Raw genomic sequence first — 10,782 nt, forward strand, 5'->3', positions numbered from 1 at the left:
ACTACACGAACTGTCGGAACGACAGGGTTAGCTTGGTAAACTTCTCTTCGTTAGAAGAGACTACCCAAGAATCTCGTGACTTTAGTCATGAGAGGTTCAAAAGCGTCTCCTATTTACACTCTTGTCGTCCGTTGTATGATATCATGAACACATACGATCATTCATGAGGACAAGAGATTATCAATTGGCAAGGAGGCCAGCATATCTGTGAAACCTCGCAAGAATCAACATGTGTTAATCGTTATCAGTTCATTTGTGCTGGCAGCTGGTTTCGTTGTTGCCATAGGCGGTTCCGAGTGGGAGCCTGTTCATTCCATTTTTCATAAAAACAGCTCATCTGTGGTCACAGCTCCTGAAGCGTCAATCCCATCTCCTCCACCCAGAGAGGCATTGGAATTCCGCATGGTGGACTTCAATCAAGGCTGGCTAAAGTACACGGATGGCATGATGAGAACAACAGACGGCGGAGCCAGTTGGCAGGAGGCGGAAGGAAGTCCAGCAGGAGAACAGCCTATAAGCAGCATGGCAACAGATGGGACGATTAGTGAGCTTATAGGTTTGGAGTCAGGAAGTATGATACCTGAAATCGACACAAACATGAATAGCTTAACACGGAATGGCGTGACTTACCCGCTGAAACAGTCGCAGTTTTTAACTCCACGCATTGGATGGGGGCTATTGGCAAACGCCAAGGATGCAAAAGCAGCAGGATTCCAGCAGCCTCTGCTCGTAACCGTGGATGGTGGTCAGACATGGATGGATGGTGTGACACCGGAAGTAGCAGCAGCGATCATGCAAGAAAAAAATCATCTGGAACAGGTGAAGAAAGAAGCTGCTTTATATGCTTCAAGGGATACGGCCAAAGCGGCTATCAGCGCTAAGTGGAAGCTCATACCTGAGCACGCTGCCCCTGGAGATGTCGTGCTTGTGCGTCATGATGAACCCGGAAGCGTAACATGGTTGGGAAAAACGTACAAGCTGCAGCCCTATGGAGCAGGTTACTTCACGTATTTGCCGATTACCATGCAAGCTAAGGCAGGAAAATATCCCATCGGTGACCAGACTCTGACCATAGATGCCAAAAAGTTCGAAACCCAGTATCTTCAAGTGACAGCGCAAATGGAGAGCATGAAGCAAGATACAAATCGAATTGCGGCCGATCAGAAAAAGATTGATTTGGCGCGAAGCGAGTCGCAGCCGGAGTTCCTATACACGGGGCCTTTTGTGCAGCCGATCGAGGGGATTTTGACGACGCCTTACGGTTACACCCGTTATGTGAACGGCAAATTAGACAGCTCCCATATGGCCATCGATCTGGCGGCTAAAGAAGGCACTCCGATCAAAGCAACGAATGATGGGGTAGTCGCACTGGCAGAACCTCTCTATTTGACTGGAAATTCCATCTATATCGATCATGGCATGGGACTTTTTTCACAATATGCCCATCTCTCCGAGCTCCGCGTGAAAACGGGCGATCGAGTCAAGCAGGGCGACATTATCGGGCTTGTTGGCACAACCGGGTTCTCAACGGGGCCGCACCTGCACTTTACCTTTTGGGCACATAACGTGCAGGTAAATCCGAATTTATTTTTCAATACTACACCTTTTCAGTGGGTGAAGCCGAGTGGAGGCAATTAACCGGGAATTAATAGGAGGAAATCTCTTCCTACTCCTTCCTGGCAGAGATTTGCTTGGCGCTGAGCTTGCCGGATAAGCAGACGTCGCTGGCCGAAGCCTTTTCGGATGAGATGACTATGTTGGAAAAGAAGCGGAAGCGGCTGTTCGCTAAATCACTTGCTAAGTCGGATAAAGGCAAAAAGGATCAACGTGGAGTCGAGGTGACTTTTCGTTGATCCTTTTTCATGTAGAAAGTCAGCTACACAACTTGTTGGAACTGACTAGCGTACAGTTCGTAGTAATGGCCTCGGCGCGCAAGCAGCTCCTCGTGCGTACCGCGTTCCACGATCTGGCCGCCGTGGATGACGAGAATCGCACTCGCTTCGCGGATCGTGCTGAGCCGGTGGGCGATCACGAAGCTCGTTCGCCCTTGCATCAGGATGCCCATCGCCTCCTGGATGTGCATCTCGGTTCGCGTGTCGACGGAGCTCGTCGCCTCGTCAAGAATCAGGATCGCGGGATCGGCGAGAATCGCCCGCGCGATCGTGAGCAGCTGCCGCTGGCCTTGACTCAGATTGCCGCCTTCGGCGGTGAGCATCTGGTCATAGCCCTTCGGCAGCTTGCGAATGAACCCGTCCGCGTTCGCTAGACGCGCGGCTGCTTCTACCTCGGCGTCTGTCGCATCTAGACGCCCGAAGCGAATGTTCTCTCGGACCGTCTCCGAGAACAAATACACATCCTGCAGCACGATGCCTAGCTGGCTGCGCAAGGAATTTTTGTCGAGGTCGCGGATATCGTGACCGTCGATTCGAATCGCTCCTGCGTCCACATCATAGAAGCGGGTAAGCAGATTGATGATCGTTGTCTTGCCTGCGCCTGTCGGACCGACGAGGGCAATGAGATCACCGGGTTTGGCGGTGAATGAAATTCCCTGAAGCGTAGCTGCGTCTTTGTCATACCCAAATGAGACGTCTTGAAAAACAACTTCGCCTTTCACCGCAGGAAGCTCTTGAGAGCCTGAACCGGCTTCTTCCTCCGTACGGGTATCCATAATTTCAAAAACGCGTTCGGCTCCCGCAACACCAGATTGAATCATATTATATTGATTGGCGAGATCGTTGATCGGACGGCTGAATTGTTTCGAATAATTCAAAAAACTGACGACTACGCCGACCATCGTCCAGCCCTTCAGCACCATCCACCCTCCGATGGCAGCAAGCAAAATAAAGCTGAAATGATTAATCATATTCATGCTCGGCCCCATCATGCCGGATAAATTTTGCGCGCTGGTGCCCGCCTTCTTCATCTGTTGATTAATCACATGGAGTTGCTGCACGGAGGCCGCTTCACGGCGGAAGGTTTTCACGACCTTTTGGCCGGAAATCGTTTCTTCAATTAGCCCATTCAATTCACCAAGCCGCTGCTGCTGTTCTTTGAACAGCTTCTGTGTGCGTCTGGAGATTTGTTTTGTTGTGAAGAGAACGAGAGGTACGGAAACCAAGCTGATTAACGTTAGCCAAACGTTCAAGGTAAGCATCATGACCAGCGAGCCGACAACGGTAATGCTGCTCATAATCATTTGGGTCAAGTTCTGGCTTAACGTAGCGGACACGTTTTCTATATCATTGGTCGTTCGACTCATCAGCTCGCCATGCGACGTTTGGTCAAAAAAGCGGACAGGCAGCTTTTGCAAATGAGCAAATAAGTCTTGGCGGAGTTCCCAAACGGTTCGTTGGGACACGCCCGCCATCAGGAAAGATTGAAGTAAGGAAGTAAGGCCGCTAATGACATAAATAGTTAGTAGGATGATACAAAGACGCAGGAGGCCGCCGTAATCACGCGGTAAAATGTAATCGTCAATCGCAACGCCGATGAAATAAGGTCCTACCAATGCGAGTCCCGAGCTAAGTATCGTAAAAACAAAGACGGAGATCAGGCTTGCACGCTGGCGCTTCAAGTAGCCCCACAAGCGGGCGATGGTCGCCCCGGTGTTTTTGGCGCGCGGTTTGCGCGGCTTTTCGTTAGCCATGGCGGGCTGTCTCCTTTCCTTGCTGGGATTCGTAGATGTCTTGGTAGATCGGACTGCTTGCTAGGAGCTCTTCGTGTGTGCCCTTGGCAGCTATACGGCCTTCTTCGAAGACGATAATTTGGTCTGCATGCTTAACGGATGAAATGCGCTGCGCGATGATCAGGCAGGTGCTGCTTTTCATGAGCGCTTGCAGCGAGCGCTGAATGCGCTTCTCGGTGCCAAGGTCAATGGCGCTGGTACTATCGTCCAACACAAGAATGCGTGAGCGCATTAATAATGCGCGTGCAATAGAAATACGCTGCTTCTGCCCGCCGGAAAGATTGACACCGCGCTGTCCAAGCACCGCTCCATATCCTTCGGAGAGTTTATCGATAAACTCATGCGCCTCAGCAGCCCGTGCGGCTGTCTCGACCTCATCTTCGGAGGCATCCGGTCTGCCGAAACGGATATTATCGCGGATGCTGCCGCTGAACAGAATAGATTGCTGCAAGACAAGACCAACCTCACGGCGTAATTGTGTGACAGGTATGTCTCGGATATCGACGCCATCGAGCAGGATGCGCCCTTCACTCACATCATAGAGCCTTGGAATCAGGCTAACGAGTGTGGACTTTCCGGAGCCTGTGGCTCCAAGAATACCGAGGGTTTGACCAGGTTCAACGGCAAAGCTGAGGTCGCTCAGTATCTTTTTATCCGGATTCGAATCATAAGCGAAGGAAACATGCTCGAACACCAATCGGCCTTGTTGCGAGGCGGAATGTGCAAGTGCCTTCTCTTTATCCCCATCCATCGGCTCGTTCATATCTGCTTTTGTATCCAACACTTCATTTAGCCTATCCGCAGAAACTCGGGCCCGCGACACATTCATGAGGGTGCTGCTAATGGACACAAGAGAGAAGAGTACCTGCGAAATATAAATGAGAAAAGCAGCCAGATCTCCGATCGGCATAAGGCCTTGCCATGTTTGCCCCGCACCGAACCAGATGACAGCGACAATACTGATATTCAAAATGAGTGTCATGAGCGGTCCGTTCGTCGCCATCGCTCGGGCGGATTTAAGCCCGGAATCGTAGTAGGCACTGTTCGCTTTGCCAAATCGAGCTCGTTCAAACGAAGCCCGTACGAATGCTTTAATAACCCGTATCCCCGTCGTGCTCTCCTGAATAACGGTATTTACGTTGTCCAGTTTACGCTGCATCGTTCGAAAGAGGGGGGTTGAACGCTTCATTAGCATATAAAGAATCACAAACTGAATCGGGATAACTAGCAGCAAAATAAGGGAAAGCCGAGGGCTTATGATGATGGCCATGGTTACACTGCCGATGATAAGAGAAAATTCTCGCGTGAACTGACGCAAAAGGATCTGGACCAAATTAAGCAGCTGAACGACGTCCCCGGTTAGTCGAGTAATGAGTGAACCCGCCGAGAAAGAATCGAGCTGACGAAAGGACAGGGTTTGCACTTTCTCGAATACGCTCATGCGAAGATCAGAGCCGAAGTTTTGCGAGACGCGAACGGTAAAGTACGTACATCCGACCCCACCGATGAGGCCAAGCAGGGCTACGCCAAGCATATGTAAGCTTGTCGTTCCTATCAACTCTAGGTTTCCTTGGGTCACCCCCTGATCGACAATTGCGGCCATCAGACGCGGTTGGGTTAAGTCCATGCAAACCTCCATCACCATGAGGAGTGGCGCTATAAGAGTCATGAACCAGTAAGGTTTTAGAAAAGATCGTAACTTCCACATCAGAAACACCTCATTTTTGTTTGTTAGCTAACGATCTGTTGGATCGCTTTGATACAGGTTGTCATGCATTTGAATCAAGAGACGGCGGAACAAAAGTTTTTCTTCCGGGAGAAAATGCTCAAACACTTTCTCATCGGCGGTCTGAATCGCTTCCTTGACGACGATTGTGGCTTGCCTGCCCTTATCCGTCAAATAAACACGGGTCACACGCTGATCATGAAGGTCGGGTCTGCGCTGCACGAGACCAGTCTTTTCCATGCGATCTACCATAACGGTGAGGGTTGCGGGTTTATTTCGTATACGCGAGGCAAGCTCGCTTTGGCTAAGTCCGTCCTCCTCGAAGAGGCGAAGCAGCAGGGGCGGCTGTCCGGGATAAACGTCATAGCTATGGATCATCTGATCAACGGTATGACGATGCAATTTTAGGATGTGAGACATCATATGGGTAAGAGATTCGGGCTGTGGGTGGGGCATATTGATCCGCTCCTTTTTTATTAGTCGGCTAAGTAATATCCTAGTGCGAGTTGAAGAAGTTGTCAATAAGCAAATTGTCTTTTGAAATTGACAGAAAGGGTATTTTCAATTATTATACATAGATAATCGATGCATAGATGTGCGATGCAAGTGAACGATTTTTGTAAAAGAACGAGGAGGGTTTGCGTTGAACAAAGAACTGATGAAAGGCAGTACGGTTCCGCTTATTTTGAAGCTGCTGGAACGCAAAGCGATGTACGGCTATGAAATGACCAAAGAGATGGAGAAGGGCTCGGAGGGGCTTTTTACCTTGAAAGAAGGGACTCTTTATCCGATTTTGCATACGCTTGAAGCGGATGGATTGGTTGAAGCTTACTGGGATGAAGTGGATGGGCGCAAGCGGAAATATTACCGTATTACCGAACGGGGCCGAGGGCAGCTGAAGGAAAAGCAGAAGGAGTGGAGCTTGTTTCGCTCGACAGTAGACCGACTTTTGGGGGAGGGATCGGTATGATTGTCGATGTGAGAGAAGATGAACGTGTCCAGCGCTATCTGTCAGAGGTATGTGAACAAGTAAGGGCCTCAGAAGTACATCGAGATATCAGGTGGGAACTGGAATCTCACTTGCAGGATCTGGTTGACGCGAAATTGGAGAAGGACTGCTCCTTTAACCAAGCTGTAGAAGAGTCGCTGTCTGAGCTCGGTGATCCGGAGCAAATTGGAAGAGGTTTACATAAGGTGCACAAGCCTAAGATGGAGTGGGGACTTTTAGCTATTGTTGTCATGTTCCTCGGTATGGCGCTGTTTGCGATCTTTGCAGTTGAAACTAGCATGAGCAGCATGCGGGGCATGGCGCAATTGCTTTTTGAACATGAGCTGATTTTTGTCTCTTTGGGATTTATGGTGCTTATAGGGTTTTATTTTATGGATTATCGCAAAATGGAACGCTGGGCATGGGGGATCATGGCGCTGCCTTTCGTGTTGGCGCTGTTGGTCCATATTGTAGGAGAACAAGTAAACGGTCAAAAGGTTCTACATATAAAAAATATGGTTATCGATGTTCCCTTGATCAGCATTTGCTGTTTTGTTATTGGCAGTGCGGCGCTATACACGCGCAAACATACGTCAAATGGCTCGATATGGACTCGACTGGCGTTGTTCGTCGTATACCCAAGCATTCTTTTTATCAGTTTGCATAGTTTTAGTTCGATGATTGTGTATATGACTGCTTTTGTAAGCATTCAGCTTGTTATGGGAACTCTTCGAAAGGAAGTATTCGGAGCCTTATTCATCTGGATTTTCTTAGGTTTATGCTACTTGCTTCGCCAACCTTATATATTAGCTAGAATGACTGTCTTTCTACGTCCCACAGAAAATAGTCAAGATATGAACTACATGGCTGTACAATCCATGATGTCCATTCGTTCGGCAGGCTGGTGGGGCCATGGCTTCGGGATCGTCAATAAGAGCCTTCCTGAGATTCACACGGAAATGTTATTCACTTATCTGATCTATGCGCATGGCTGGATGGCCGGTATTCTCATTGTGTTAAGCTCTCTTCTGCTGGTTAGCCGACTCATTCGAACTGGCTCGTGTGTTAGGGATCCATTTGGCAGAGCTATCATTCTTGGATTTACTGCTGTTATTGCCGTTCAGTTTATCTGGACCTTCGCCATGTCTGTTGGCTGGCTGCCGATCACAGGATTTCAGATGCCCTTTCTTAGTTATGGGGGCAGCCATCTCGTGTTGACCTGTGCCTGTATGGGATGCATTCTGAGTGTGTATCGTAAAAAAGACCGTATTTCTCGTTTAGCTGGCATGAACATTCGCCGGTCCTGATAAAGGTGGCCTACTGGTTTACGCGCGGCCAATGACGCTTCTATTCTCCATTGTGTGGCCGTTGGAAATATAACGGGAAGGAAGGATGGAGGGGAATGTATGTCTTTTGGTATTTGAGCATGATACAATAAAGAACAAACGTTCTTAAGTGGAGAGGTCATCATGCCAAGTATCGTCAACATTTCTGTACGTTCCCTCGTGGAGTATGTGTACCGCAGCGGCAGTATCGATGCAAGCTTTCGGACCAAGACTACGCTGACGGAAGGGACTAAAGCGCATCAGAAAGTACAGAAGCAATATAGTGAGTTGGATCAGCGGGAAGTGTATGTTTCTACGGAAATTGTCTACCAGGACCTTCTATTCGTCATTGATGGACGATGCGATGGTCTTCTTCTGGATGCGGACGGCGTGATGTTGACGATCGATGAAATTAAATCCACCTCAGAGGATATTGAACAGATTAGAGAAGATTCTCATCCCGTTCACTGGGCACAAGCCAAATGCTACGCCTATATAATCGCCAAAGACCGCGGTTTAGGCAGGATGCGTATTCAGCTTACCTATGTCCAAATGGAGACAGAGGCGACGAGCCGGTTTGTCATGGAGACATCATTCGAGGATCTTGAACAGTTCATTCAGGATATGGTGATGAAGTATTTTCCTTACGCAGAGGCAAGGCATGCGCATGAACAGCGGAGAAATCAAAGCATAAAGGGGCTGCCGTTTCCGTTCGAGTATTACCGCGAAGGGCAGCGGAAACTTGCAGCGGCTGTCTACCAAACAATCAGTGAGGGACACAAGCTGTTCGCAAAGGCGCCCACAGGCATCGGTAAAACGATGTCGACCCTTTTTCCTGCGGTGAAGGCGATTGGAGAAGGCAAGCTGCAGCGCATTTTTTATTTGACGGCGAAGACCATCACGCGTACGGCAGCTGAGGAAGCTTACTCGCTTTTGCAGACCAAGGGGTTAGACCTGCATGTCGTGACGATTACGGCCAAAGACAAGGTATGCTTGAAGGAAGAAGTTAGGTGTACGAAGGAATACTGTGAGTTTGCAGACGGCTACTATGATCGGATTAATGAGGCGGTGCTTGATTTGCTCACGCAGGAAACAATGCTGACGCGTCCTGTGATTGAAGCATATGCGCGCAAGCACAGGGTTTGTCCTTTTGAATTTTCGCTGGATGTGGCATACGCAGCGGATGCCGTTATTTGCGATTACAATTACGTGTTCGATCCGCAAGTAAACTTGAAAAGACTTTTTGAGGAGCAGAAGCGGAAATCCGCACTGCTCATAGATGAGGCGCACAATTTGCTGGACCGTGCACGAGGAATGTATTCCAGCGATTTATGTAAAACGGATTTTTTGGAGCTCCAGCGCATGTTCAAGGGCATTCAGACAGAGCTGCACGATGCGGCCAAGGCGATCAATCAGTATTTAATTATGCTGCGCAAACAAATCGGCGAGTCCCAGATGCAGGTGGCGTCGGAACTGCCTGAATCCTTGATTGCGTATCTGGAGGTATTTGTCGCGCTTGCGGAAAGAGAGCTGGTCGCCACTCGATCAGCTTCGCCAAGTCAACTGCTGCTGGATGTTTATTTCCGCGCACAAAGTTTCTTGCGCATCGCGAAGTTATATGATGAACGGTATGTGACGTTTAGCGAATGCGACAGGAGCGAGGTCACAGTTAAGCTGTTCTGCCTCGACCCGTCTCACCTGCTCAAGGAAATGGGGAAGGGCTATCGGTCGCATGTTTTTTTCTCAGCCACGCTTACGCCATTATCGTATTTCATGGAATCCTTAGGGGCTGGAGAAGACGATTATTCCGTATCGGTGCCTTCTCCTTTTGCGGAAGATCAGCTGGAGGTGCTTATACAGCCTTTATCGACGCGCTATCAAGACCGAGAGCGCAGTCGGGCGTCCATCGCTCTCACGCTTTATGAGCTGGTGGAGGAGCGTCCGGGGAATTACCTTATTTTCTGCCCCTCTTATGCTTATATGAGCAGTATATACGAGGCTTTTACCGATCTAGTGAATGATGAATCGAGGACGGAGGTTCATTCGGAGGAGAAGGAACATGTGTTTCATGTGTTGATACAGCAGCCGCAAATGTCGGAGGAGGAGAGAGAACAGTTTTTGGCTGAGTTCGGAACTGCTTCTGTGAGGACGGTTATCGGTTTTGCTGTCATGGGTGGTATCTTTTCGGAAGGCATCGATTTGGTGGGCGATAGGCTGACCGGTGTTGCTGTTGTGGGTGTAGGCCTGCCGCAAGTCGGGCCGGAGCGGAACCTCATCAAAGCCTACATGGACCGTACGGGCAAAAACGGCTATGAATACGCCTATGTTTTCCCTGGCATGAACAAAGTCCAGCAGGCCGGCGGCCGATTGATCCGATCCGAAACGGATCGCGGAGTGTTGCTGCTCATTGACGACCGGTATTTGCAGCCTCTGTATCAGCGCTTGCTCCCGGAGGAATGGCGTAATTATAAAGTATTGCCGCCGCGTATGCACAAACCTGTGATTGGGCATTCGGATAGGAGCGATTCTTAATTCCAGATAGGGTCCCCCTAGCTGCATCCCTTCTGAACAGCAAAATGCGCGCGCCCAATTACTCGGGCTGCACGCCATTTTGTTTAGATAGGAGTTTCATGCTGCCGCCGCTGTGCGGTACCACTGATGAATGTGAATCTTGTCCATACGGGTACTAGGGCAGGCTAAAGTGATTGAAAATTGCAAGTCTGGAACGATAACGCGGTTTTTCAGCGTTACAGCAGCCAGAAAAAGCAAAAACTCCTCTGTAACACTGAAAACCCTGCTTACAAATAGAAAAGTAGATGGCAAAGCGGCATGGCAAGGAGGATAACGCGGTTTTTCAGCGTTACAGCAGCCAGAAAAAGCAAAAACGCCACTGTAACACTGAAAATCCTGCTTACCGATAGAAAAGTAGATGGGAAAGCGGTATAGCAAGGAGGATAACGCGGTTTTTGGTCTTAAGTCAATAGATTGGACACGACGAATTGCTGTTTTCTATCCACTATTCCGAGCATAATAGACCTCTTCAAAACGAATGGGGGAT

Annotated in this window: 9 protein-coding genes; 5 read left to right on the top strand and 4 right to left on the bottom strand. The window is 49.2% G+C overall.

What is annotated here, in order from left to right; genetic code table 11:
- The first annotated feature begins 207 nt into the window (after positions 1-207).
- Entirely contained in the window at positions 208-1,638 is a 1,431-nt protein-coding gene (locus tag FU659_RS38615) for a peptidoglycan DD-metalloendopeptidase family protein (RefSeq protein ID WP_315971405.1), read from the top strand.
- A 53-nt stretch (positions 1,639-1,691) separates the two neighbouring features.
- Positions 1,692-1,853 carry a hypothetical protein gene (locus FU659_RS36100; protein WP_187274575.1) on the top strand — a complete coding sequence of 54 codons (162 nt, stop codon included), beginning with the start codon at positions 1,692-1,694 and terminating at the stop codon, positions 1,851-1,853.
- A gap of 23 nt (positions 1,854-1,876) precedes the next feature.
- On the opposite strand, the gene FU659_RS33470 is transcribed toward FU659_RS36100, so the two are convergent.
- From FU659_RS33470 to FU659_RS33480, 3 genes are read right to left on the bottom strand one after another with little or no spacing between them, the layout of a single operon-like run.
- A complete protein-coding gene (locus FU659_RS33470) occupies positions 1,877-3,646 on the bottom strand; it encodes an ABC transporter ATP-binding protein (RefSeq protein ID WP_147951492.1) in 1,770 nt (589 codons plus the stop codon).
- A complete protein-coding gene (locus FU659_RS33475) occupies positions 3,639-5,393 on the bottom strand; it encodes an ABC transporter ATP-binding protein (RefSeq protein WP_147951493.1) in 1,755 nt (584 codons plus the stop codon). Before FU659_RS33475 ends, FU659_RS33470 begins: the two co-directional genes overlap by 8 nt.
- 27 nt (positions 5,394-5,420) lie before the next feature.
- A complete protein-coding gene (locus tag FU659_RS33480; RefSeq protein WP_147951494.1) occupies positions 5,421-5,867 on the bottom strand; it encodes a MarR family winged helix-turn-helix transcriptional regulator in 447 nt (148 codons plus the stop codon).
- A gap of 202 nt (positions 5,868-6,069) precedes the next feature.
- On the opposite strand from FU659_RS33480, the gene FU659_RS33485 reads away from it, so the two are divergent.
- The 3 genes from FU659_RS33485 to FU659_RS33495 all read left to right on the top strand — a co-directional run bounded on the left by FU659_RS33485 (position 6,070) and on the right by FU659_RS33495 (position 10,256).
- Positions 6,070-6,381: a PadR family transcriptional regulator gene (locus FU659_RS33485; RefSeq protein ID WP_147951498.1), complete on the top strand. Its 312-nt coding sequence runs from the start codon at positions 6,070-6,072 to the stop codon at positions 6,379-6,381.
- On the top strand, positions 6,378-7,706 hold the full coding sequence (locus FU659_RS33490; protein WP_147951495.1) for an FtsW/RodA/SpoVE family cell cycle protein: 1,329 nt from the start codon (positions 6,378-6,380) through the stop codon (positions 7,704-7,706). The genes FU659_RS33485 and FU659_RS33490 overlap by 4 nt, the downstream gene beginning before the upstream one ends.
- A 162-nt stretch (positions 7,707-7,868) precedes the next feature.
- Complete coding sequence (locus FU659_RS33495) at positions 7,869-10,256, top strand: ATP-dependent DNA helicase (protein WP_147951496.1); 2,388 nt, start codon at positions 7,869-7,871, stop codon at positions 10,254-10,256.
- A 96-nt stretch (positions 10,257-10,352) separates the two neighbouring features.
- Here the strand turns inward: FU659_RS33495 and FU659_RS36105 are convergent, their stop codons facing one another.
- Entirely contained in the window at positions 10,353-10,547 is a 195-nt protein-coding gene (locus tag FU659_RS36105) for a hypothetical protein (protein WP_187274576.1), read from the bottom strand.
- Positions 10,548-10,782 lie beyond the last annotated feature (235 nt).

The organism is Paenibacillus sp. N3.4, from assembly GCF_008017805.1.
In the GTDB taxonomy this organism is placed as follows: Bacteria; Bacillota; Bacilli; order Paenibacillales; family NBRC-103111; genus Paenibacillus_E.

Coding starts and splice junctions, on each gene's coding strand:
- FU659_RS33480 (WP_147951494.1), bottom strand. CDS start 5,867: ATGCCCCACCCACAGCCCGAATCTCTTACCCATATGATGTCTCACATC.
- FU659_RS33490 (WP_147951495.1), top strand. CDS start 6,378: ATGATTGTCGATGTGAGAGAAGATGAACGTGTCCAGCGCTATCTGTCA.
- FU659_RS33485 (WP_147951498.1), top strand. CDS start 6,070: ATGAAAGGCAGTACGGTTCCGCTTATTTTGAAGCTGCTGGAACGCAAA.
- FU659_RS33470 (WP_147951492.1), bottom strand. CDS start 3,646: ATGGCTAACGAAAAGCCGCGCAAACCGCGCGCCAAAAACACCGGGGCG.
- FU659_RS33495 (WP_147951496.1), top strand. CDS start 7,869: ATGCCAAGTATCGTCAACATTTCTGTACGTTCCCTCGTGGAGTATGTG.
- FU659_RS33475 (WP_147951493.1), bottom strand. CDS start 5,393: ATGTGGAAGTTACGATCTTTTCTAAAACCTTACTGGTTCATGACTCTT.